The organism is Acidobacteriota bacterium (genome assembly GCA_034211275.1).
In the GTDB taxonomy this organism is placed as follows: domain Bacteria; phylum Acidobacteriota; class Thermoanaerobaculia; order Multivoradales; family JAHZIX01; genus JAGQSE01.
The window spans coordinates 1-24,476 of sequence record JAXHTF010000101.1 but is presented as its reverse complement, the minus strand read 5'-3'; the positions used below and the strand labels follow the sequence as shown (position 1 = coordinate 24,476).

Genomic DNA, 24,476 nt, shown 5'->3' with positions numbered 1-24,476 from the left:
CACCGCCCAAAGCCACGAGCGGGTGATGGTGGTGGAACTGATGGGTCGCTACGCCGGCTGGATCGCCCTCTACGCCGGCGTCGCCGGTACCGCCGACGTGGTGCTGATCCCGGAGATCCCGTTCTCCATGGACATCGTGTGCGACAAGATCCGTCGCCGGGAGGCCCGAGGCCGTCATTTCAGCATCGTGGTGGTGGCGGAGGGAGCCGTACCGGTGGGCGGTGAGCTGACCTTCCAGGACCACGACTTCGGCCAGAAGCGCCTCGGCGGCATCGCCGAGAAGGTCTCCGACATCATCCACCACCGCACCGGCAAGGAAACCCGCCACCTGGTTCTCGGTCACCTCCAGCGCGGCGGCCAGCCCACCGCCCGGGACCGACTGCTCTCGCTGCGTTTCGGCGCCGCCGCGGTGCGCCTGGCCGCCGCCGGTGAATTCGGCCGCATGGTGGCCCTCAAATCGGGAACCATCCGCTCCGTGCCGCTGGAGGAGGCCACCCGCCGGGTGCGCACCGTTCCTCTGGATTCGGACCTGCTGCAGACCGCCCGCGATCTGGGCACCTGCCTGGGAGATTGATGCGGGACGATCCGGAGCAACCTTCCTCCCCGAAGCAGCTGTCCTTCTTGGAGCAACCGCTGACCCCCAGCGCCCTGGTGCTGGTCAGCGGCGCCCGAGCTGCGGAGGCGGCGTTGCTGGAGGATCTTCGCCGGTTGCTCACCGGCGGCGACCCGCAGCAGCGCCTCGAGAACCTGCGCCGGCCGGTGCGCATCCTGGTCCCCTCCCGCTCCCTCCGCGACCATCTGGCGGCGCGCCTGGTTCAAGAGCTCGGCCACGCCGCCGCCGGCATCGTCTTCCACACCCTCCGCGGCCTCGCCCTGGAAATCCTCGACCACTCCGGCATCGCGGTACCGCAAGGTCCCGGGCTATTCGACGTCTTGGTCCAGCGCATGGCCCGGGAAGAGCCGGCGTTGCGGACGGACCTGGACGATCTGGTCGACGGCTACCGGGCTGTCAGCGGCACCGTCCGCGACTTGCTGGACGCCGGTCTGGCGGACAAGGACCCGCGCCCGGATTCCCAAACCGCCAGCGCGGCGGCGGTGGCGGCGGACGAAGCCCTGGCCGCCGACGGCCCCGGCCTCGCTCCCCACGGTGCCGTCGAGCGAGCCCGGGCGCTGGTGCGGGTCGCCGACCGGGTCGATCAGGCCCAGAAATGGATGAACATCGGCCGCACCACCGATCTGGTGCGCATGGCCCGAGAAACGCTCCTGGAACATCCCGACCCCCAAACGGTGCTGCCGGCCCGGGCGATCCGGGTGGTGGGCTTCGCCGACGCCACCGGCCTCGCCCTCGATCTGCTGGCCACCCTCCTGGGCACCCATCCCACGCGGCTCTATCTGGATCTGCCGCCGGATCCCGGCGCTGCGGATTCCAGTGCCGAGGGGCACGACACCCTGGAAGCCGCCTTCCCCCAGGTCCTGCGGGAGCGCCTGGAGTTGGTGGCCGGAAGCACCGAGACGGCGGAGCAGCCGCCGGTGACGGAAAGCATCCTCCAATGCTTCGAAGCCCCGGGCAGCGATGCCGAAGCCCTGGAAGTGGCGCGGCGGGTGCGCGCCCTGCTGGACGGCGGCCAGGCGCCGGAGGGCATCGCTCTGGTAGCCCGCGACCTCAGCCCCTACCGCCGCGCTCTGCCCTACCATCTGGCGGCCCGCGGCATTCCCTTCTACGCCCCCACCCTGCGCACCGCTCCGGACGCCTCCGGACGCCTCGCCCAGGCCCTGGTGGAGCTGCTGCGACGGCGTGGCGACACGCCGGTGGACCGCTGGCTCGAAGCCCTCGACCTTTCCGCGTTGGCTTCCGCCGCCTCTTCGGATCCGGCGGATCCGGGGGAGAGGGCCACCGGCGCCGCTGAGATGGAGCTACGGTTGGCCCTCCACTCCCTGGGCGCAGGTCGCCTGAGCCAGGTAGCGGAGCTGCGGCCGGAACGGGTTCTGCGCCAACGGGGAGACGGCGCCTTCGGCCTGCCGCTGCCCATGGTGCAGGAGCTGGGCGGCCGGGAGAGCGGCTCCGGAGGCAGCGACGACCGAGACGAAGACTCCGAGGACGCCGCCCCGAGAACCCGACGCCGCTGGCTCGCCGGCGAGCTCCTGGAATCGGCGGTGGACAGCGCGCGGCGCTTGCTCGCCCGCCTCGAATCCTGGCCCGAGGAAGCCGCCGCCGAGCAGCATTTTGAGGCGATGCTGGAGCTCCTGAAGGACGACCTCCACCACGCCACTGAAGAACCCGACGGAGAACCCCTCGAGGATTCAGAAAGCTCCGCACCAGCCCCGGGAGCCCAGGTCGCCACGGATCTTCGGCGATCCCGCGCGCAGATTCCCGGCATTCTCGCCCTGAGCCGGGAGGAGGTCCTGCTCCTCACCGAGCATGCGCTGGCGGATACCGGTCAGCGGAAGCTACCGGGCCGCGGCGGCGGTGTGCGCGTCCTGGATGTCACCGACGCCCGCTCCCTGACCTTCGACCATCTCTTCCTGCTGGGCCTCAACCGCGACCTCTTTCCGCGGGCGGTGCGCGAGGATCCGCTGCTCTCAGACGACCTGCGCCGGCTGCTCCGGCGGGTGCTCCCGGACACGCCGATCAAGAGCCGCGGCCACGACGAGGAACGCTACCTCTTCGCCCAGCTGCTCTCCGCCAGCCCGCGGGTCACCCTCGCCTGGCAGAACGCCGACGACGACGGCAAGCCCCGGGCACCGTCGCCGTTGCTAGCGCGGCTGCGCTGGGGCCGTAGCGCCCTGCCCGAGCCCCAACGAGCCCGCACCCTCGTCGACCCACCGGCGGAAGATCGCGGGGAGCTGCGCCGGCCGGCCCGAGAACACGCCGCCCTCGCCGGCCTCTACGGGGAGCGCAAAGACCTCGACGCTTTGCTCCCCCAGGCCGCCGCCGAGGCTCTCTTCGCCGCCGAAGAACCCATCGCCCCGGACGACCCAGTCGCCGCGGAAGAGCCAGTCGCCGCGGAAGAGCCCCCCGACGGCGACCGCCGAATGGTGGCCGCAACCCGCTGGGCCCGAGCCCTCGCCGATGGCCTGGAAGAGCTCGAACCCGGACTGCCGGAACCGCCGCCGGGGCCGTTCTTCGGTTTTCTCGGCGCCGTCCCGAGCACCGGAGATCCACGGCGGCGAGAGCTTTGGATCACCCACCTGGAACGCTTTGCCGGCTGCCCCTGGCAAACCTTCTTGCAGCGTCTCTTGGGAGTGGAACCGATCCCGGACCCCTGGACCGCACTGCCGGAGATCAACCCCCTGCTGGTGGGGCAGCTGGTCCACGGCGTGCTGGAGGCCATCGTGGAGGCTGCCACCGGCGGCGGCGACGGCACCAGCAGGACCCGGCGCCCCTCGCCGGCGGATCTGTCGCAGGTGCTGAACGCTCCCCCGGCGGAGGTCCCCTGGCCCGGGGAAGAAGAGCTGGAGCGGCTAATCCTGGAGCGCGCCCGGGAGCTGCTGCTGGAGGAGGGCATCGGCCTCCCCGGCCTTGCTCAGCCTCTGGCCCGGCGCTGCCGCCCATTCCTGGAAGCCGCTCGGCAACATCTGTGGCCGGAGGAAGGGCCACCGCTCCTCGCCTGGGGCGCGGAGCTGGTGGGCGCCGTGGAACTTCCTGCCCCTGCCGAGACAGAGGAGAGCGAAGGGTCCGGAACCCGCCGCCTGCGCTTTCGCGCCGACCTGGTGGCCCGCCGTCCCGGAGCAGAACCGGAGGCCGGCACCGCCCCCTGGCTGGTGGATTTCAAGACCGGCAAGCCACCCAGCGAGGCCAAGAGACCCGATACCCGAGCCCGCCACTTCCGCCGGGGGGTGGCCCAGGGGCGATTGTTGCAGGCGGTGGCCTACGCCCTCGCCGGGGGCTCGGGATCCAAGGCGGCGGCGGGGAGCTATCTCTTCCTGCGGCCCCAGCTGGAGGAGGAGCATCGGGAGGTCACGGTGGAGGCCGGCGGCAGCGATCTCGCACCGGTCTTTCTGGGGGCAGCGGGCAGCGCCCTGGCGGGCTGGGACGCCGGCACCTTCTTCCCCCGGCTGGTGGATCCTTCGACCCTGCAAGAGCCCCCTCGGTGCCAATGGTGCACGGTCTCCGAAGCCTGCCTGCGGGGAGACTCCGGCAGCCGGCGGCGCCTCCTCGAAGGCGCCGAGCGCCTCGCCCGCCGGGCGGATGCGGACCTCGCACCCACCGAGCGTGCCTTCCTCGACGCCTGGAATCTGCCCCGGGGCGAAGAGCCGGAGAGAGGCGGCGGATCATGAGCCCAAAGAGTTTCGAAGGCCCCGAAAGCTCCGAGAAACTCGAGAGCCTCGACGTCCTGGCCGAAGACCGCGCCGCCCGGCGCCTGGCCCAAACCCGCTTCGACCAGCCGCTGGTGCTCGAAGCCGGAGCCGGCACCGGCAAGACCACCACCCTGGTGGCCCGCATCCTCAGCTGGACCCTGGGGGCCGGCTGGGAGCACCATCAGCGGCTCTACGCCGAGGCGGATCGGCCGTCGGAGAGCAGCGCAGCCCGGGACGAGAGGATTGCCGCCGCCGTGCTCCAGCGGGTGGTGGCCATCACCTTCACCGAGGCCGCCGCCGCCGAGATGGCCGGAAGAGTGGGCGAGGAGCTGGCGGCGGTGGCGGACGGTGAGCTGCCGGTCTGGCTGCTGGAGGAAGCCCTCCCCGAGCTTTCTACGCGCACCCGCCGCGCCCGCGCCCTGGCGGGTACTCTGGACCGGCTGGTGGTGCGCACCATCCACGCCTTCTGCCGCGGCCTGCTGGCGGACCACCCCCTGGAAGCCGGCCTGCACCCGGATCTCGAGGTCGACGCCGACGGCCGCATCACCGAGCAGCTGTGCCGCGAAACCGTCCTCGCTTCCCTGACCCAAGCCTACGGCGAGCCCGGCGACGAAAGCGCCCTGGCCCTGGCGGCGGACGAGCACGGCCCGGAGAGCGTCGCCGAGACCCTCACCACCCTCGTCGCTGCCGGCGCCCGCTCCGAGGACTTCGACGCCGTCCCCCTGGGCAGCGCTGCCGTCCAGACCTTCCTCCAGCGCCTGGAGTCGAGCTTCGACGCCTTCTTGGAAGCCGCCGGCGCCCTGGAAGGCGTCTCCAAGCGCAGCCGCCAAACCCTCGCCACTCTGGAGGCGGCTCGAGGGGCCCGGCGGCGGCTGGAATCGGAAGTGTCGGAAGCCGGCGGCGAGGAGGAACGAGAGCCGTGGCAGCGCCTACAGTCCCTGGTGGAAGACCTGCGCGCCGGCTGGGACGACAAAGACCTCTCGCGGCTGCGGGATTGGAGCCGTGGCACGTTCAACAAATCCGAAGGGGACGCGCTGGGCGCCGCCGGCGGCAGGTCCGTGCAGTCCGCCGCCGGCACCCTCTACCCGCTGCTTCGCCACACCCTGCGCCTGGAGCCGGCACGACTGCATCACGGTCGCCGAGTGCTGCGGCCGCTGCTGGCAAGCGTGCGGCGGCAGCTGAGAGCCCGCGGCGCGGTGACCTTCCCGGATCTGCTGCTCGAAGCCCGCGACCTGCTGATCCGTCGGGACGGCGTGCGCCGCAAAGTCCAGCGCGGCATCGACCAGCTGCTGGTAGACGAATTCCAGGACACCGACGACCTGCAATGCGAGCTGCTCCGAGCCCTCGCCTTGGAGGGGCCGGAGAAGGAACGCCCCGGACTCTTCCTGGTGGGCGACCCCAAGCAGAGCATCTACGGCTGGCGCAGCGCCGACCTGGCAGCCTACGACGGCTTTCTCGAAGCGGTACGCAAGGCTGGTGGAACGGTGTTGCCGCTGAGCGAGAACTTCCGCTCCGTGCCGGCGATCCTCGACGAGGTCAACCGCACGGTGGAGCCGGTGATGGTGGAGGCCCACGGTCTGCAGCCGCGCTTCGAACCGCTAGTGCCCTGCCAGCGCCTGGCGGACAAGCCCGGCTTCGCCCACGGCGCCTGGGCACCGGTGGAGCATTGGGTCTCCTGGCGGCGGGATGAGGAAGGGGCCGAGGGCGAGGAGCCCACCCCACCTTCCTCGGGTCCGCCGACTGGCCCAAAGACTCGCGCCGCCGACGCGGTGGCGGTGGAGGCGGCGGCGGTGGCCCGGGACCTGCTGCGGCTGCGCCGGCGGGAGAACGTCCCCTGGGGAGAAGTAGCCCTGCTGCTGCGCAGTACCGGCGACCTGGACGACTACCTGGAAGCCCTGCGCCGCGCGGGCATCCCCTTCGCCGTCGGCCGCGACAAGCAATACTACCGCCGGCGGGAGATCATCGACGCCGCGGCGCTGGTGCGGGCGATTCTCGACCCCGGCGACCCGGTGGCGCTGCTAGCGGTGCTGCGCTCTCCCATGGCCGTCGTCCCCGACGCCGCCCTGGTGCCCCTGTGGAACCAGAGCCTGCCGCGGCTGGCGGCGGAGAACCGGCTGCCGGAGCTTCGCCGGGCGGTGGCGGAAGCGGCACGGCGCACGCCCCGGGACGTTCCCGGGCTGGATCGCATCCCGGCCTGGCCGGAGGCCGCCGCCAAGGCCCTGGAGCATCTGGTGCTCCTGCGCCGTAGTTACCACCACGAGCCCGCCGACTGCTTCCTGGAACGCCTCCGGGCCACCTTCCTCCAGGAGGTGCTGGAGAGCGGCCGCTACCTCGGCCGCCATCGCCTCGCCAACCTGGACCGCTTTTTCCGCCAGCTCCACGAGGTCCTGACGGAGGGTGGCGACATCCCCGGCCTGCTGCGGCTGCTGCGGCGCAGCGTCGCCGAGGCCCAGGACGCCGAAGAAGCCCGCCCCCCCAGCGCCGAGAACGACGCCGTCCAGGTGCTCACTATCCACGGGGCCAAGGGCCTGGACTTCCAACACGTTTACCTGCTCCAGCTGCACAAACAGCCGCCACCGCCGGACTTCGACCTCCGCCCACAGCTCAAACGCCGGCGGCAGAGTACCGAATACCGCATCTTCGGCGCCGCCACCCTCGCCTTCGACGCCGTGCAGGAGGAGGAAGCGGCGGTGGCGGCGGCGGAACGGGTGCGGCTGCTCTACGTCGCCATGACCCGCGCCAAGGAGCGCATGGTCCTCGCCGGCTGCTGGTCCGGCTCGACCGAACCGACGCCGCCGGATCAGGCCTCCACCCTGCTCCAACTCCTCGCCCACCGCCAGCCCCCGGCCCCGGATCTGGGAGAGCTCTTCGCTCAGCCGGCAGCCACCGCCAGTCACCACGAGGCGGCCCAGACCCGCTGGATCTTCCCGGATTTGCTGGACGCGGACGCCGACGACGAGCCCTGGACCGGCAGTGCCGTCGGCGCCCTGCCGGCGCCGGCGCAGGTGCGCCGTGGAATCCAAGAGCTGCGGCGTCTCCAGGCCGCGGCCCGGCGGCATATGCAGCGGCCGGTGAGCCGCGCCGCCTCCGCCGAGGCCCATCGGCGGTTGGAGCGGGTGCTGGAGGAGGACAGCGAGACATCCCTCCGGTCCAGCGCCACCGGCGAAGCCCAACGCCCCCGGCCGGCGGCGGGGCGCCAGATCGCCATGGCCACCGGTTCGGTGGTGCACCGCATCCTCGAGACCCTGCGGCTGGAAGCTCCCGCGGAAGAAGAGTGGCAGCGCCAAGCCTCGAATCTGCCGGCCTACGCTGCCGCGGTGCAGCCGACGAGACCGGAGCCGGGGATGCCGGAGCCGGGGATGCTGGACGAGGTCCTCGAGGCGGGGGAGAGCTGGCTGCAACGCTTGCAGAGCTCCCGGCTGGCGGCTCGGCTCTTCGAGCTGGGGGAGGACGCGGTGCTCGCCCGCGAGCTGTCGGTGCTGCTGCCCCCAGAGCCGGTACTGCGAGAACCGGCGCTGAAAGACCCGCAGCTCGGTGACAACTCGGCGGTCGGATTCGTCTCCGGAATCATCGATCTGGTCTATCGCGATCCGGAGACCGGTGAGGTGGTGCTGGCGGACTTCAAGACCGACGAGATCGCCGACGGCGACGACGGCCTGCAACGCCGTACCGACGCCTACCGCAGCCAGGGGGAAATCTACCGGCGGGCACTGAAGGAGGCCCTCAGCCTCCCCGTAGCGCCCCGCTTCGAGCTCTGGTATCTATATGCCGACCGCATCGTCGTAGCTCTTCCCGCCGGCGACGGCTGATCTGTTACCGACTCCTCTCACCCTGCAACCTAGGAGAGTGCCATGCTTCGATCCTTCATCGTCCTGATCACCACCGCCGCCGTCGCCCTGCTCATCGCCTGTCAGCCGCCGACGGAAGAGACCGCCGGTCCCGAGGCCAGCGGCGAGACCCTACCCCGCATCGAGAATCAGCAGCTCGGCCTCGCCGTCGGCGCCGTCCCCACCCAGTGGAAAGTGGTGAGCGGTGAAGGCGAGACCATCCGCCTGGAGCATCTGGACGAGACCGGTGCCGCCGACGGAGAGCTGTGGATCGAGACCCGCTCGCCGGAGGTGGGCGGCGTCAACCTGGTCAACATGATCAAGCAGTCCCAGGCCGACTACGAGGCGATGGAAGAGGGAGTGTTCAAGGGCCAGGTCGAGCTGGGCACCCAATTCGGCAACGCCTTCAGCGTCCGCGGGCAGTTCAACGAAGCCGGCCAGGCCTACGAGGAGCGGCAGATCTTCAGCGTCCACCCGGCGCAGCGGGACCTGGCCCTGGTAATGGTCTATCGCTACCCCGCCCCGGCCAACACCCGAGAGCGTACCGAGGAGATGCTCGCGCTCTTCTCCGAGCTGGAGGACCTCTCCTTCCAGCCGGGGGGCAGCGAGCCGGCTAGCGGTGAAGCCGCCGAGCCAGCGGCCGACGCCACCGGCACGAACGGCTAAGGAAGGCGGCTGCAGAGCAGTGGTGGGCTGGCGCCCACCCTGCGGCCGAGCCCGAGGCCATCCAGCCCGCGACAGGCACACATACAAAACGCGGCGAGGGGGAAACCCCATCGCCGCGTTTTTGGATCGCCGGTGGACCGTCTAGGTCCAGCGGTCAGCTGACTGCTCAGCCTTCGGAATCGTCGTCGTCGTCATCGTCGTCGTCATCATCATCGTCGCCGCAGGGGCCGATGGTGTCGCCGTGATTCGCGACGTGCGCGTCCACCGCCGGCGCAGCGACGGTGATCTCGTGGGCGTTGGCGGGATTGCCCGGCGGAATGTGACAGATGGTGATCTTGACGTTCCCCTTGCCAGCTTCCGCGGCCGGAGTGAAGAGGACCATCTGAGCCAGCATCATGCAGACCACTGCCAGCAGCAGCGCCATACCGTAGAACCCCCGGCGTCCAAATTTCAACTCATTCATAGTTCGAGTCTCCCTTACTTGGTGTCAGAACGTTGGCCCAAAACCTACCGTCTGACGGATTCAAAAAATGCCTTGATCGTCCTGGGGGGACTACACATAATCATTGTAATGGCCGGAGCGATAATTTACCAGCTTATGAGCGGTTCAGAATCTCCTCCAGCTGAAAATCGACTATCACTACAGATAAATTCCTCTTGCGAGGCCCTCACTATAGCCTTATGCCAAAAAAGCAGCAAATCGGGACAGAAAGATCGAAAACGGCTTAGACCGCGACCTCTTGATCCCGATACTGCAGCAGATAGAGCTTGTGGTAGATGCCCCGGAGGGCCAGTAGCTCTTGGTGGGTTCCCTGCTCCCGCACCTCACCCTTGTGCATCACCAGAATACGATCCGCCTTCTGAATGGTGGACAGGCGATGGGCGATGACGATGGAGGTACGCCCTTCGAGCAGACGGTCGAGAGCTTGTTGGATGAGCTGCTCGGTCTCGGTGTCGATGGAGGAAGTGGCCTCGTCGAGGATCAGGATGCGCGGGTCGAAGGCCAGGGCCCGGGCGAAGGCGATGAGCTGTTTCTGCCCCACCGACAGACCGGCGCCGCGCTCCCGCACCGGAGCGTCGAAGCCCTCTGGCAGGCGTTCGATGAAGTCCAGGGCGCGCACCTCACCGGCGGCCCAGCGCAGCCGCTCCTCGTCCACCGACGATTCTCCCAGGCCGATATTGGCGCCGATGGTTCCGGAGAAGAGAAATACGTCCTGGAGCACCATGCCCACGGATCGGCGCAGACGGTCCAGATCCCACTCCCGCACGTCCACCCCGTCCAACCGCACCGCGCCCTGGTCGACGTCGTAGAAGCGCAGCAGCAGGTTGGCCAGCGTCGACTTGCCGGCTCCGGTGTGCCCCACCACCGCCAGGGTCTCTCCGGGCTCGAGGCGGAAGGAGATGCCCCGCAGCACCGGCTCATCCTCCTTATAAGCGAATTCCACCGAGTCGAATTCGATGGCTCCCTCGACCTTCTCGGGCCGATAGGGCTCCGCCGGCGAGGCGATCTCCACCGGCCGGTCGAGGAGGGCGAAGATACGCTCGGAGCTCGCCATGGCTCCCTGGAGGATGTTGTACTTCTCGCTCAGATCCGCCAGCGGCTGGTAGAACTGCCGGGCGTATTGGAGGAAGGCGATGAGAGCTCCCAGGGAGAGCACGTTGCGCATCACCTGGCCGCCGCCGTACCAAATCAGCAGCGCGACTCCGATGGCGGTGATGAGCTCCACCATGGGGTAGTAGACGGCGTAGTAGAAGATCGCCTCGACATTGGCGCCCCGGTGATCCTCATTGATGTCCCGGAATTCGTCGAGGGAACGCTTCTCGCGATTGAATAGCTGCACCACCGACATGCCGGTGATGTGCTCCTGAAGGTACGCGTTGATGCGCGCGATGCGCACCCGCACCTGGCGATAGCGCTGGCGGGCCCGTACCTTGAACCACAGGGTCAGAGCCAGCAGCAGCGGCAGGATGGAAAACGCCACCAGGGCCAGCTGCCAGTTGAGCCAGAAGAGCACGCCGACGATGCCCACCAAGAGCATCACGTCGCCGAAGATGGACACCAAGCCGGCGGTGAAGAGCTCGTTGAGGGCCGCCACGTCGGTGGTCACCCGGGTCACTAGCCGGCCGATGGGATTGCGGTCGAAGTAGGACACCGGCAACCGCTGGAGGCGGGCGAAGACCTCCTGCCGCAGGTCGTACATGATGTACTGCCCCATCAGCTCCATCACGTAGCCCTGCAGGTAGAGCACGGCGAAGGTCAGCAGGAGAGCGGCAAAGTACACCGCCGCCACCACCATGACCCCCGTCACCGGGCCGACCTCCACCGCCCAATGGGATTGCAGCCAGGCCACCGGTGGAGACAACTTCTCCGCCTGCTCCGGCGCGATGAATAGATCGATGGCCACCGCCAGGGACAGCGGCCCCACCAGCTGCAGCAGGGCGGAGACGAGAATCAGGGCCACCGCCAGCACGGTCATGCCGCGGTGCGGGCGCAGATACGCCAGCAGCCGGCGCATCAGCCGCGCGTCGTATACCTTGCCGAGACTTTCTTCCGGGTTGACTTCCTCAGGCACGCTCACCCGGGTACCTTACCCCAACTCGCCCCCCGCTCCCGCACCGGTCCTGCCTCCACACTCCCCCTTGCACCACTACCCACTGGGCGGGGAGTAAAAGTCCATGGGAGCGAGCTCTCGTTTGTCCCGCTTTCGTAACTTTTAGCACTTCCTTCGCAGCGAACCACTCATCTGCTGGTGGCGAGGTCGGAGGGGATCCGGTAGCTCGGTGAGCGTTGGTCGATGTTTGAACCGACCGGCTCCTTGAGCTGTAGGGCTTCCTGTCGTCCCACCGCTGGTATGTACCGCGGCGTTTCCGCGTGCAACGCGCCGCGAGTCCCGAAGCTCCGCTCAACGGTCCATTCCAACCGACCGCGCTCCTCGAAGGAGGGTCGGACACGGCGGAGGCGTCTGTTCCAGGTCGCTGGAGGCCCCAATCTCGAGGGATCCAGGCCTCCAATATTATTTCACTCTGGTTTTTCAGAGGAGTTTTGAATGTTGTCTAGAGATGTGTATGCCCCCGGCCGCAAGATGCTGCGGCACCTGGCGCGATTCAGCGCCCTGGCCCTCATCGTGGCGGCGCCTGCTGGCGTCGCCACCGGCATCGCCCACTCCCACGAGGCGCGCAACTACGACGCCCGCATCGCCGCCGGCGCCGAGGCCGCCATCAGCCCCAGCGCCTCCCAGCTGCAGTCCATCGACGCTCTCGAGCGTCAAATCCCCGAGCTGGCGGTGGAGTTCGAGCCCACCACCGGCGCCACCCGCAGCCTTTACAACCGCGTCGGCTTCCTCACGCCGCCGGCCCATGGCGAGGCCATGGACCTGGCCATGGAGTACGTCGGTGCCCACCTCAAGACCCTGGGGCTCACCGAGGCCGATCTGGCCAACTACGAAGTCACCGACAACGTCTACTCGCAGGTTTCCGGCACCACCCACATTTACCTGCGCCAGACCCATGCCGGCCTGCCGGTCTACAACGGCCAGCTGCACATCAACGTCACCCGCGACGGCCAGATCCTGAGCGTCAACAACGCCTTCGTGCCGCAGCTGGCCAGCGCCGTCAACACCACCGAGCCGGGCGTTACCGCCGCCGACGCGGTGAGCGGTTTCGCCCAGCACCTGGGCCTGCCCACCACCGTGCGCGAGACCGGTATCCGCGGTGACGCCAGCCCCAGCCAGCGCACCACCCTGAGCGCCGAGGGACTGTCCACCAGCCCGGTGCGCGCCGAGCTCATGTGGCTGCCGGTGAGCGCCGGCGACGTCCGCCTGGTGTGGAACTTCCAGGCCGAGACCCCGGACGGTCAGCACTTCTACGACGCGACGGTGGATGCGGTCACCGGGCAGACCATGACCCGCTTCGACTGGACCAACTCCGGCACCTACCGCGTCTACGAGCAGCCGGTGGAGAGCCCCATCCACACCAGCCCGTCGCCGCCCTCCGACGCCCGCACCCTGGCGGTCAATCCCGAGGACTCCACGGCTTCCCCCAACGGCTGGTTCAGCGGCGGCACCATGGACGGCAACAACGTCCACGCCTGCAACGACAACGTGTCCAACAACTCCTGCGACTCCAATCCGCAGTGCTCCGGCACCACCTGCGACTTCTCCATCAATCTCAGCTCCGCGCCGTCTAACTCCATTCCGGCGGCGGTGGCCAACCTGTTCTACTGGAACAACATCATTCACGACATCCAGTACCAGTACGGCTTCGACGAGGCCGGCGGTAACTTCCAGGAGAACAACTTCGGCAACGGCGGCGCCGGCTCCGACTCGGTGAACGCCGACGCCCAGGACGGCGGCGGCAACTGCAACGCCAACTTCGCCACCCCCACCGACGGCGGCAACCCCCGGATGCAGATGTACACCTGCAACCAGGCCAGCCCGTCCCGGGACGGCGACTATGACAACGGCGTCATCGTCCACGAGTACGGCCATGGCATCTCCATCCGCCAGGTGGGTGGTCCCAACAACTCCAGCTGCTTGAACAACAGCCAGCAGGCCGGTGAGGGCTGGAGCGACTGGCTCGGCCTCGTCTACACCGCCAAGGCCAGCGACACCGGTCCCCAGGCCCGCGGCATTGGCGCCTATCTCTTCGGCCTCTCGGCCAACGGCGGCACCATTCGCGACCTGCCCTACTCCACCAGCAACTCGGTGAACAACTGGACCTACTCCTCCATCGGCGGAGCCAGCATTCCTCACGGCATCGGCTCGCGCTGGGCCCAGGGCATCTGGGAGGTCTATTGGGCGCTGGTCGACAAGTGGGGCTTCGAGAGCGACCTGGTCAACTTCAACATCAACGACCCCAACGAAGCGGGCAACAAGCGCGCGATGTTCTACATCAACGAGGGTCTGAAGAACACCGCCTGCTCGCCGACCTTCATCAACAACCGGGACGGCATCATCCAGGCCGCCACCGCCAGCTTCAACGGCGAGGACGTGTGCACCATCTGGGAGGCCTTCGCGGCCTTCGGCCTGGGCACCAACGCCTCCACCGGCGGTTCCAACTCCACCAGCGCCACCAACGGATTCAACATCCCGGCGGCCTGCGACGATCCGCCGCCCCCGCCGCCGACCTGCGACAACGTGCTGCACAGCGCGAGCTTCGAAAGCGGCAGCGACGGCTGGACCAACAACGGTGCCAGCACCTGCTCCACCGGTAGCTTCGTCCAGGGCACCCCGACTCAGGTCACCAACGGCGGCGTCGTCACCCAGGTGGGTGGAGCCGCTTCCGGCACCGGTGCCTGGTTCACCGCCACCAACTCCTCCGCCGGCGTCAACGACGTCGACGGCGGCACCTGCGACACCCGCTCGCCTTCCGTGGCCGCCGCCGCGGGTCAGGTGACCATCACCTTCGACTACTTCCACGGCCAGCGCGACGCCGGAGGCGACTCCAGCGACGGCTTCGTGGTGGACGTGCTGAACAACGGCACCGTCATCGACACCGTCGTCAACTTCGGCGATGTCACCAGCAACGCCGCCTGGACCCAGGCTTCCACCACGGTGAACCTGGCCAGCGCCGGCAACATCCAGCTGCGGGTCCGCGCCACCGACGGCACGGCCAGCGGCGACCTGGTGGAGGGTGGCATCGACAACGTGCAGATCTGCGGAGACGAGGGTGATCCCCCGCCGCCGACCGGTTGCACCGTCGAGGACAGCTTCGAGGCCGGTGCCACCGGCTGGTTCATCGATGGTTCCAGCACCTGCTCCACGGGCACCTACGTCCTGGGCAACCCGACCCAGCAGGTGAGCACCGTGATCACCCAGCCCGCCGGCTCCGCCACGGGTTCCAACTCCATCTTCACCGCCACCAACAGCAGCGCCGGCGTCGACGATGTCGACGGCGGCAACTGCGTCCTCGGTTCGCCCACCTGGTCCGTGTCCAGCGCCTCCACTCTGTCGGTGGCGTACTTCCACGGCCAGCGGGACACCGGCGACGACGCCTCCGGGGACTTCTTCCGGGTCGAGTACTCGCTCAACGGCGGCTCGTCCTGGAACACCCTGGTGTCCAACGGTGACACCCGGTCGGTGGCCTCCTGGTCCACCGCCACCGCCTCCGTCCCCGCCGGCTCCTCGGTGGCTCTGCGAGTGCAGTGCTCCGACGGCTCCGGCCCCGGCGACATCGTAGAGTGCGGTATCGACGACGTGTCCATCTGCGACAACTGACGTCGTCGATCCCCTAGTCTGCTCTTGCCCCCCGGCTCGTGCCGGGGGGCTTTTTCATGGCCGAAAAAACTTGTTGGCCGTATCGCCGTATGCTATTTTGACATCATGCTGCAAACACTACGCTCCGACTCGAAACCTCGGCGCCGGTCTGCCGCCTCCAGGCTGCCCGCCCCCGCCGGATCCCTCTTTCTCTTCTGTTTGACTCTGCTGGCTGTGACGATCCTCGCCTTGGCTGTGCCAGGGGTCGTGCAGGCCCAGCAAAGCTCCTGGCAGAGTCTCGGCCCCGAGAGCGGAGAGGTGCTGACGCTGTTGCCGGATCCGGTGCTCGAGGACGTGGTCTATGCCGGCACCGTGGGCGGCAACGTCTTCGTCAGCGAGGATGCCGGCACCAGCTGGCAGCTCCTCGCCTCCGGACTGCTCACCGACCGGGTCAACGACCTGGCCAAAGGCAACACCGCCAACGCCTCCCTCTTCGCCGCCACGGACCATGGTGTCTACCGCCTGGCCGCGGGAGCTGACCAGTGGGTTTCCGTCAGTGACGACCTGCCCGGCACCGAGGTGTTTAGTCTGGTGGTGCACCCGGCGGCCCCGGGAACCGTCTATGCCTCCATGCTCCCGGGCTCCGGATCCAGTCTCTATCAGATCTACCGTTCCTCCAATTCCGGCCTCGACTGGACCTTGGTCAGCGGTGGCCGTCAGTTCAGCGGCCCCTTGGCCATCTCCCCTAGCACGCCGACAGTGCTCTATGCCGGCGGCTACGACGGGATCTACCGCTCCCTGGACGACGGCGACTTTTGGCTGCGGACCTCCAACGGACTTCCCTTCAGTACCTTCATCACCGATTTGGCCGTCGATCCCGACGCATCGGGAACGGTCTACGCCACCACTTGGGCCATCAGCTCCCCCACCGTCCCGGTATTCAAGAGCGTCAACCTGGGCGACACCTGGACGCCCGTCAGCCTGGGCCTGGAGGACGCCGGCGTCTCCTTCGGTCGCCTGGCCATCGATCCCCAGGATTCGTCGACCCTCTACGTCGGCGGCAACTTCGGCGTCTTCCGCAGCACCAACAGCGGAGGTACCTGGCAGGCAGCGAACTCCGCGCCGGCGAACCGGGCGGTGCTCTCCATCTCCGTCGACCCGCGCACCGGCGATGTCTATGCCGGCGCCGTGGCGCAGCGGGAGCCCGACTCTCCTGGAGTGCTCCGCTCCACCGACCAGGGGGCCAGCTGGCAAGGTTCGGCAGAAGGCCTGAACGCCAGCTTCATCAGCTCCCTGGCCCCCGATCCGACGGCGGCGGGGCGCTGGCTGGTGAGCCTCGAAGCCGGCGGCCCGCTACGCACGGAGAACGGCGGCGGCACCTGGAGCCCCTCCGACAACGGCCTCGACCGCCCGCTGACCGGCCCCATCGTGCGCGCCGGTCAAGATCCCCAAACCCTCTACGTTCTCGCCGGTGACCGGAGATCCGGCCTCAACCAGATCTACCGCAGCATCGACGGCGGTGCCAGCTGGGAGGCCCGAGGCGAAGAGGGGGAGTGCTGCCGAAGCGCCCTGACGGTGGATCCTCAGGATTCATCGGTGGTCTATTGGTTCGAGAACGACGCGCTGCAACGAAGCCTCGACGGCGGCCTCACCTCGACACAGGTCGGCCTCGCGCCGTACGGCCCCTCGGTGCTGAAATTCCACCCCAGCCAGCCCGACACTCTGCTCATCGGCGTGTCCCGGGATTCCGGGCTGCCGGTCTCTCCCCCCATCATCTTCTCGGAGCTCTACCGCAGCGTCGACGGCGGAGTCACCTGGGATTTGGTCCTCGAACCGGGCTTCGACAGCAGCGCCGGCGGCTGGGCCATCCACTTCGACCCGCACAATCCGAGCCGTGTGCTCGCCGGCTACACCAGCTTTCTGAGCGGCCGTCTGCTGCGCAGTCTGGACGGCGGCAGCACCTGGGAGGATCTCGATCCACCGGAAGATGCGGGCATCCAGACCCTATTGGCTGATCCGGACATTCCCGGCCGCTGGTACGCCGGCACCAACGACCAAGGAGTCTTTCGGTCGGTGGACGGAGGCAGCACCTGGAGTCCCTGGAACCAGGGTCTCGCCGCCGCCGACGTGACGGCCTTTGCCCTCGATCCCTTCGATCCCCAGATCCTCTGGGCGGGCACCTCCGGCGGCGGTGCGTTCTCGCTGGTTCGGGATCCGGCTCTGCCCTGCGTGTCGAGCCAAGCTTCGCTCTGCCTGCTGGGACGATTCCAGGTGGAAGTGGATTGGCAGGACCCCCGCGGCAACGCGGGCACGGGCAAGACCCTATCCCTATCGGACGTCACCGGCGCCTTCTGGTTCTTCCAGCCGGACAATCTGGAGCTGGCGGTGAAAATCCTGGACGGTCGCCGCATCAACGGCCACTTCTGGGTCTTCTACGGGGCGCTGTCGACGGTGTCCTACGAGCTGGTGGTCACCGACACCATTACCGGCAGGGTAAGCCGCTACGAGAATCCCGCCGGACGCCTCGCCAGCGTCGGAGACACCCGCGCCTTCCAGAGCGTCACCGGAGTCTCGCCGGCACCGCTGAACGCTCTCGCGTCCTTGGAATCGGATTCCCTGGATTTGGGCCAGATCCAGGCGGGGCTGAACGACGCCCTCGGCGCCGGCGCTCTCTCCAGTGCGCCCGAGGCCACTTCCCACGAGCCGCTGGTGCTGGGGGACGGGCGCTTCGAGATCGAAGTTTCCTGGCACACTCCCCAAGGTGCCCAAGGCCAAGGCAGCGGCATCGCCCTCACCGAGGACAGCGGCGGCCTGTGGTTCTTCCAGCCGGAAAACCTGGAGGTCTTCGTCAAGGTGCTCGACGGGCGCAGCATCAACGGCCGTTTCTGGGTCTTCTATGGCTCCCTCACCAACGTCGGCTTCGATCTCCTGATCACCGACACGGAAACCGGCGTCACCCGTCAGTACAGCAATCCGGCGGGCAACTTCGGCAGCCGGGGAGACGTGCGGGCTTTCTAACTCGCCCAGGCAAAAAACAAGCCCGCTCCCGCGGGGGACGGGGCGGGCTCGGAACCATCCTGGCAAGAGACTGCTAGCCGGCGGTCGTGTCCTTGATCTCGGCGGCGGGAGCGTTCTTCTTCACCGACGCGATACCGTTCTCCATGGAGTCCTTGGCAGCGTACATCTGGCTGGTGCCGATGACCTGCTTGTTGGCCGCCAGCAGGTTGAAGAAGTGCTTGCCGTTGGAAGATTCCTTGCGCTCGTAGTTGCCGTCATTGCCGCTGTTGGTCTTCACCGACTCGATGCCGTTCTTGCATCCGGACTTGTTGGCATAGCCCTGGCTCGAGAGGATCACCTGGCCGTTGGCAGCGGTCAGATTGAACCGATACTTGTCCTGCTTGTCCGTAGAGATCTCGAAGCGCGGATGCTTAGCCATGGGAGGGGTCTCCTTGTCGACAATTGATCTGTTCGTTGACTTGCTCCAATGCTACCGCGGTTCCCCACCAAATCCGAATTGTGCGTCCAGCAAAATCGTTCTCGCGCTGGGGCACCGTGCTACTCTCACTCCTCTTTTGAATCGAAAAAGATGAGGGAAGATAGTGATCCCAGAGCCCACACCGGCGCAGCCTCCCAGAAGACAACCTGCCCGCCACCACAGGCTGCGAAAGCCGGTCCCGATCCGGACGGCCAGGATCTGGCCGCTGATGATCCGGACGCTGATGATCTGGAAAGTGGTGCCGGCAGCCCTGGTACCGTCAGCCTTGGTGTTGGCAGCCCTGCTCTCCGCCCTTCCCGCCGCCGCCCAGCCGCTGACCATTCCCCGCTTCGATTTCAGCTTCTCCAATCCCGGAGCCCGTAGCCAGGGCTTCGGCGGCGCCTTCGCCGCCCTCGCCGACGACGCCACCGCCGCCTACGCCAACCCCGCCGGCCTGGTGCAGCTGACCGAAACGGAGGTCTCGGTGGAGGCCCGGCTGTGGGGCCGCTCGCCGGAGTTCATCGCCGGCGGCCGCGCCGACGGCAACGCCGTAGGGATGGGGCAGGACACCACCAACGGCCTGCTCTTTGGCGAAGACTCCAGCCAGGACTTCGGCCCGTCCTTCACCTCGGTGGTGATTCCCCGGGGTCGCTGGTCCTTCGCCGTCTACGGGCACCGGCTGGCCAATTTCGAGCAGACCGCCGAGTCCCAGGGCTTCTTCTTCGACGACTCGCCGCCGCCGGGAGCGGTGGGTCGCTTTCCAGCCACCCGCGAGACCGTCGACCTGCGGGTCAACACTGCCGGCCTGGCCGCCGCCTGGCGCGCCTCCGACGCCTGGAGCCTGGGGCTCGCGGTGATCTTCTCCGACGTTTCCCTGACCACCACCTCGTCCGCCTTCCTACCGGACGACGACAGCTCCCAGAGCCTCTTCGGCCCCATCAACTTCCTGCCGGAGCGCCGCATCTCATCGAGCTTCCTCGACATCGACGGTACCGACATCTCCTTCAGCGCCGGTCTTCTCTACCGGCCTTCAGAGCAGATTTCCCTGGGCCTCTTCTACCGCCGAGGAGCCGAGGCCGAAGGCACCGGCCGCTTCGAGACCGGACCGATCTTCGGGGAGCCGCTCACCTTCCGCAACGACGCCCGCCTGGAGGTTCCCAATGTCGCCGGCGCCGGGGTCGCCTACCGCAGCCCCAACGGCCGCATCACCCTCGCCGCCGAGGTAGATCGGGTGGACTACGAAGGTCTGGTGCAGGTGATCAGCGACGAGGACCTGGAGGTCGAAGGCCGCGAGTATCGGAACGCCTGGGACTATCACCTGGGAGCCGAGTACGCACTGCTCCAATCCACCCCCATCATCGCCCTGCGGGCGGGTTATTGGGTCGAGTCCAACGGCCAGGATCTCGACGACGAAGACTTCCACCACTACGCCGTCGGCCTGGGCATCGCCGGCGTCGACCTCGCCAGCGTGGGTCTGCCGGACCGCACCCTGCAGATCGACCTGGCGGCAGATTTCTCCTCCCAGGTCGACACCCTCTCGCTGTCGCTGATCTATACCTTCTGAAGTCTCGCCGCCGCGGGGTGAATAGCGACCGATCCGCCAGCCGCTACTTCGCCAACCGCTACTTCGCCAACCGCTACTTCGCCAGCCATCGGCGGTGCAGCGGACTGCGGATCTCCAAGCGCTGATCGTCCCCGGCCGCCAGCCCCTGCAAACGCAGGACCCCCAAGCGCAGCAGGTGCAGCCGCGAGGTCTGGATCTCCGCCGGCGCCGCCTCGAGGCCCAGGGCGTCGAGGGCCGTCGGCTCCTCTCTGGCCGCCAAGGCGGTGAGGATTTGCTGCTCCAGCGGCCCCAGCAGATCGAAGTCGACGGAGAAGAAGAAGGCCACCGTGGGATCCGCCGACACCGAGCGAACAGCGGCGTCCACATCCCCCAGCTCGACGGTCCGCCGGCAGAGCAGCTGGAGCAGGGTCGGGTGGCCGCCGGAGAGCTGGAGGATGCGCTCCGCCACCTGCTCACCCAGGACAGGTGCCTCCGGCGCACTGTCCGGTAGAGGCCGCGAGAGCTGCCGCTGGAAAATCAAAGCGCGGGCGGGGTCCTCGCCCAATGGGCCGAGGTACAGCGGCGGCGCAAAGCCGTGGAGAAACGGAGAGGTATCGTCCCGCTGCTCCGCCAGCTGCCACAGCCGCGGCCCCGACGCCAGCACCGTGCGCACCCCCTCTTGGGAGAGCAACGCCCGCCGCAGCTTGCGCAGCAGCGCCGGCCAGCGCTCGTGAAGGTGCAGCAGCTCCTCCACCTCGTCCCACAGCAGCAAGAGCTTGCGGCCCCGGCGGCGCACCGCCCGGCGCAGCTTCCCCAGGGAGACGAGGAAGTCGTCCGCCTCGACCTCTTCGAGCCCGATCCCCAGCTCCTCCAGCCGCCCCTCCGCATCCGCCAACGCACCGTGGAAGTCCTCGTGCACCTCCTCCGGCTCGACGCTGCCCTGGAGATCCCAGAAGAGCGGGAAATACGAGCTGTCCCTCGAGGTGAGGTACTCCAACTGTTTGAGCATCGAGGTCTTGCCCACCGCCCGCCCACCCAGCAGCCAGACGCCGTTGCGGGGACCGGAGAGGATCTCGCTGATCTCCCGCTGCCGGCCGTAGAAGCGCTCCCCCCGCACCCACTGGCCGACGACGTAAGGCTGGTGGAAGCCGGGGGGCTGGCTATAGCCCGTCGGTGCGGCATCCGCCGGCGAGTCGAAGACGGCGGGGCGGCGGTGGGCGGTCGAGGCGGCGCCGGTGGGCGCCGGCGGCGGGGACTCCCCGGGCGACCTTGTCTCTAGAGCGGAACCTGTCTCGGCGGCGAAACCTGTCTCGGCGGCGGAACTTTCCACTACGGAGGGCTCGGGCCGTTCCGAGGGCTCCGCCACCGGCTCCATCAACAACCGGTAACCGCGCTTGGCGATGGTCTCGATGAAGCGGGGCGAGCGGGCATCGTCTCCCAAGGCCTTGCGCAGCCCGGCGATGGCGCGGGTGATCACCGACTCGGTGATGAAGGTCTCCGGCCACACGGCGTCGGCGATCTCGTCCTTGGACAGCACCCGCCCGGAGTGCTGCGCCAGCAGCCGCAGCACGTCCATCAGCTTGGGCTCCACCCGCACCGTCTCCTCGCCCCGCACCAGGCGGTTCAACGAAGGCTGGACTCGCCAGTCCCCGAGGTACCAATCCGCGAGGTCGCGGGCAGCCTTGCCGGCGGCTTCCGATGCAGGGGGCCCAGAAGAAGGTGGGCCAGAAGAAGGTGAATCGGGCATGGGGGGAGATCTTACACAACCGAAACCCCGCGGCGCCTCGAAAGAGCCCGCGGGGTGCGGCGGGGGACGGCCCCCAGAGCGGCCAAGTACGGATCGGCCAAGTGCGGATCGGCTAAGGCCGCATCGACTAAAAGCGGTAGCCGAAGCCCACGTGGACGATGAACGGGTCGAGGTCGAAGCTGCCCGACTCCTCGTCGCCGAAGACCGGCTCCGCGAGATCCACTTCGGAGATCAGATACGTGGCCCCGCCGTTGAAGAAGAAGCCGCTGTCGCGGATGGGGACATCGAGCCCCAGGTGGGCACCGTAGGCGAAGGAGTCGTCCAGCGCCACGGAGAAGTCCGGCACGGTGTTGGGAGCCCCCAAGGCCTCCCCCCGCACCCGCACCTCCAGGTCGTCGTTGAACAGGTATCCGGCCACCGGGCCGACATAGAGGTCCACCGGGCTGTTGGGAGTCAGATGGATGTTCAGCCGCGCCAGCAGCGCCGTGGTGCCCAGCTCGGTGGTGAGGGTTCCCAGCGGAACCCCTTCAGCGCTGATGGTGTTCTCCGAGCTGAGATCGCTGGCGAGCACCCCGACCTCGATCCCCCACCGCTCCGACCAGCGGTACTCGGCCCCCAGGCCGAAACCGATGTCGCCGTCCAGCTCTTCTTCCCCGGTGGGCTCCACATACGCGCCAGCGACCTTCACCTTCCACCCCGTGTCCTGAGCCAGGGCGTCCCCGGCAACGGCGCCGATGAGGAAGAGGAAGGCCAGCGCGAGACCAGTGCGGGCGAGACTGCGAAAGACGATGTTGTGCGTGCGATTCATGATTCGAATCCCCTTGTTGAATCGGAAGGCTTCATGCGTTTCCGACGACGGGATTCAGCGTACGGAGACGGGGCTTTCGAGGCTTGAGGAAAGGATGAGGGATCGATGAGGTTGTTGCCGGGGGTTGGAGGTCGAGTGATGCTGCAACCCCCCGCGAGGGGTTGAAACCCCTCGCTACTGTATAGCGGCCTCCGTTCCGGAGGACGCCACCGCCAGCCACCCCGAAGCCGGCAAGGATGCCGGCGCTCCCAGGAAGACCAGCTCGCAGAATCTTCTCGTTCCGACGCTCCAGCGGCGGAACCATGACGCGACGCTCCAGCGTCGCAGGGAGCAGGCTTGCTGGTCGAGGCCAGCGCGCCCCGCTGGAGCGGGGCCTGAGCCCCAGCGAGATTCTCAGCCTTTTGGTGCCCACGCTGGAGCATGGGCACCAGCTATCGGGTGGGTGGGGGTTTCGCTCCTGTCAGCCGAAGCCAACCGCCGAGGAGGGTTCCGCCCAAGACCAAGCCGTCGCCCTCGCGGCGCACCAGACCGAGCTCCAACAGCCGCTGGGCCTCGGAAACGGGAGCGGACCCACGGGCGGCGAGCTCGAGGAGGAGCTGGCGCTCCGCCGGGGCCAGAAGGTCGAAGTCGACGGAGAAGAAATGATCCACCGCCCGGTCCGCCGCCACCTGCTCCAGCGCCGCCTCGACGCTGCCCAGCTCGGCGCAGCGTTTGGCGAGGATCTGGAGCAGCATCGGGTGGTTGCCGGCGGCGGTGAGGAGAGCTTGTTCCGCAGCGGCGTCGAGAGCGGGGCGGGCGGCTTCCGGCAGCTGGTCCTGGCGCACCAGGGAGAGAGCTTCGGCATTGGTGAGCACGCCCAGATAGCGGGGCGCACCGCAGCGGCGCAGGAGATCCGGAGGGGGCTCCGGAAAGGGCTGGTCGCAGAGCCGCACCGACGAGGCCAGCACCACCTGCAGCCGGGGGAAAGCATCCAGCGCCCGATGGAGGCCAGCGAGGAGATCCGGATGGGAATCCGCCAGCGCCGCCAGCTCGTCGACCTCGTCGCAGAGCAGGAGCAGCTCGGCCTCGCTGGCTTCGAGAGCCCGGGCCAGCTTGGAGAGAGCGGCGAAGAGGTCGTCGTCCTCGATCTCCCCAGGGTCAATCCCCAAGGACTCCAGCGCCTCCTCCGCGTCGAGCAGGGCGTCGCCGAAGGTGAAGGCCAGCTCCTCCGCACCGTCCACCCCCTGGAGATCCCAAAACACCGGCAGCCGCCGGGACGAACCGGTATGCAAGAAATCCAGCTGTTTGAGCAAGGAGGTCTTGCCCACCCGCCGCAGCCCCGCCAGCCAATGCCAGCCACCGGACGCTGCGAGCTCCGCCAGCTCCGCCCGGCGGCCGTAGAAGCGGTCTCCCCGCACCCACTGACCGATGACGTAGGGCACCGCGCCGGCGAAGCTCACGGGCCGCCTCCGGCAGCTCCGGCGTCGAATCCGGAGCCCTCCTGATCCAGAGCTTCCACATCCGCCAGGCGCACCGTTCGCCGCCCCTCCTCGTGGAGACGATGCACCAGCGCCAGGCAGCGGCGCTGGATCTGGAACGGTTTGCCGGCGCTGGCTTCGACAATGCGCTGCACCGCCGCAGCCTCGAAGCGGAAGGTGCCGCGCATGGGCTCCTGCACCAGCCGCTGAGCCTCTGCCTCATCCAGGGCGGTGACCGGGATTTCCTCAAAGAAGTTGTACCAAGGGCTGCCCTCCTTCTCCCACTCCTTGCGGATCCCCACCCCCGCCACCACCGCCGCCAGATTCTCGGCGAACCGCTTCATGAACAGGCTGCGTAGGCTTTGGTTGACCCGCGGGTCGTAGTGGTTGAGCTCGTCCACCTCGTCGATGAGCAACACCAGCTTGACCCGCCGCCGGTGCCCCGCCTGGAGCTCCTTGA

General features: G+C 68.2%; 14 protein-coding genes. 7 read left to right on the top strand and 7 right to left on the bottom strand.

Features of this window, described 5'->3' with window-relative positions:
• The 4 genes from SX243_15575 to SX243_15560 form a co-directional block, all read left to right on the top strand.
• The coding region (locus tag SX243_15575; protein ID MDY7094390.1) for a 6-phosphofructokinase at positions 1-574 on the top strand (574 nt) is incomplete at its 5' end.
• Positions 574-4,278 carry a PD-(D/E)XK nuclease family protein gene (locus tag SX243_15570; GenBank protein ID MDY7094389.1) on the top strand — a complete coding sequence of 1,235 codons (3,705 nt, stop codon included), beginning with the start codon at positions 574-576 and terminating at the stop codon, positions 4,276-4,278. The genes SX243_15575 and SX243_15570, both read left to right, overlap by 1 nt.
• On the top strand, positions 4,275-8,108 hold the full coding sequence (locus tag SX243_15565; protein ID MDY7094388.1) for a UvrD-helicase domain-containing protein: 3,834 nt from the start codon (positions 4,275-4,277) through the stop codon (positions 8,106-8,108). The genes SX243_15570 and SX243_15565 overlap by 4 nt, the downstream gene beginning before the upstream one ends.
• Before the next feature lie 42 nt (positions 8,109-8,150).
• Entirely contained in the window at positions 8,151-8,792 is a 642-nt protein-coding gene (locus tag SX243_15560; protein MDY7094387.1) for a hypothetical protein, read from the top strand.
• Positions 8,793-8,958: 166 nt separating this feature from the next.
• Here SX243_15560 and SX243_15555 read toward each other — a convergent pair whose 3' ends face one another.
• Both SX243_15555 and SX243_15550 read right to left on the bottom strand, forming a co-directional pair.
• Complete coding sequence (locus tag SX243_15555; GenBank protein MDY7094386.1) at positions 8,959-9,255, bottom strand: hypothetical protein; 297 nt, start codon at positions 9,253-9,255, stop codon at positions 8,959-8,961.
• A 262-nt stretch (positions 9,256-9,517) separates the two neighbouring features.
• Positions 9,518-11,371 (bottom strand): ABC transporter ATP-binding protein, encoded by a 1,854-nt coding sequence (locus SX243_15550; GenBank protein ID MDY7094385.1) that lies wholly within the window; start codon positions 11,369-11,371, stop codon positions 9,518-9,520.
• Between the two features lie 468 nt (positions 11,372-11,839).
• Between SX243_15550 and SX243_15545 the strand changes: the two genes are divergently transcribed.
• Complete coding sequence (locus tag SX243_15545) at positions 11,840-15,007, top strand: M36 family metallopeptidase (protein MDY7094384.1); 3,168 nt, start codon at positions 11,840-11,842, stop codon at positions 15,005-15,007.
• Positions 15,008-15,235: 228 nt separating this feature from the next.
• On the top strand, positions 15,236-18,004 hold the full coding sequence (locus SX243_15540) for a hypothetical protein (protein MDY7094383.1): 2,769 nt from the start codon (positions 15,236-15,238) through the stop codon (positions 18,002-18,004).
• Positions 18,005-18,077: 73 nt separating this feature from the next.
• Here the strand turns inward: SX243_15540 and SX243_15535 are convergent, their stop codons facing one another.
• The gene (locus SX243_15535) at positions 18,078-18,422 is read right to left on the bottom strand and encodes a YegP family protein (protein ID MDY7094382.1); all 345 of its coding nucleotides are present in this window, start codon (positions 18,420-18,422) and stop codon (positions 18,078-18,080) included.
• Positions 18,423-18,690: 268 nt separating this feature from the next.
• Here SX243_15535 and SX243_15530 point away from each other — a divergent pair, with 268 nt between their 5' ends.
• Positions 18,691-20,025, top strand: coding sequence for an outer membrane protein transport protein (locus tag SX243_15530; GenBank protein MDY7094381.1), 1,335 nt, complete (start codon positions 18,691-18,693; stop codon positions 20,023-20,025).
• Between the two features lie 73 nt (positions 20,026-20,098).
• On the opposite strand, the gene SX243_15525 is transcribed toward SX243_15530, so the two are convergent.
• The 4 genes from SX243_15525 to SX243_15510 all read right to left on the bottom strand — a co-directional run.
• Positions 20,099-21,751: a winged helix-turn-helix domain-containing protein gene (locus SX243_15525; GenBank protein MDY7094380.1), complete on the bottom strand. Its 1,653-nt coding sequence runs from the start codon at positions 21,749-21,751 to the stop codon at positions 20,099-20,101.
• A 127-nt stretch (positions 21,752-21,878) separates the two neighbouring features.
• Entirely contained in the window at positions 21,879-22,559 is a 681-nt protein-coding gene (locus SX243_15520; GenBank protein MDY7094379.1) for an OmpW family outer membrane protein, read from the bottom strand.
• A gap of 431 nt (positions 22,560-22,990) precedes the next feature.
• On the bottom strand, positions 22,991-23,998 hold the full coding sequence (locus SX243_15515; protein ID MDY7094378.1) for a hypothetical protein: 1,008 nt from the start codon (positions 23,996-23,998) through the stop codon (positions 22,991-22,993).
• Positions 23,995-24,476: hypothetical protein (locus SX243_15510; protein MDY7094377.1), on the bottom strand; the 482-nt coding region annotated here is incomplete at its 5' end. The genes SX243_15515 and SX243_15510, both read right to left, overlap by 4 nt.

Coding starts and splice junctions, on each gene's coding strand:
- SX243_15535 (MDY7094382.1), bottom strand. CDS start 18,422: ATGGCTAAGCATCCGCGCTTCGAGATCTCTACGGACAAGCAGGACAAG.
- SX243_15525 (MDY7094380.1), bottom strand. CDS start 21,751: ATGCCCGATTCACCTTCTTCTGGCCCACCTTCTTCTGGGCCCCCTGCA.
- SX243_15565 (MDY7094388.1), top strand. CDS start 4,275: ATGAGCCCAAAGAGTTTCGAAGGCCCCGAAAGCTCCGAGAAACTCGAG.
- SX243_15570 (MDY7094389.1), top strand. CDS start 574: ATGCGGGACGATCCGGAGCAACCTTCCTCCCCGAAGCAGCTGTCCTTC.
- SX243_15560 (MDY7094387.1), top strand. CDS start 8,151: ATGCTTCGATCCTTCATCGTCCTGATCACCACCGCCGCCGTCGCCCTG.
- SX243_15545 (MDY7094384.1), top strand. CDS start 11,840: ATGTTGTCTAGAGATGTGTATGCCCCCGGCCGCAAGATGCTGCGGCAC.
- SX243_15555 (MDY7094386.1), bottom strand. CDS start 9,255: ATGAATGAGTTGAAATTTGGACGCCGGGGGTTCTACGGTATGGCGCTG.
- SX243_15520 (MDY7094379.1), bottom strand. CDS start 22,559: ATGAATCGCACGCACAACATCGTCTTTCGCAGTCTCGCCCGCACTGGT.
- SX243_15530 (MDY7094381.1), top strand. CDS start 18,691: ATGATCCGGACGCTGATGATCTGGAAAGTGGTGCCGGCAGCCCTGGTA.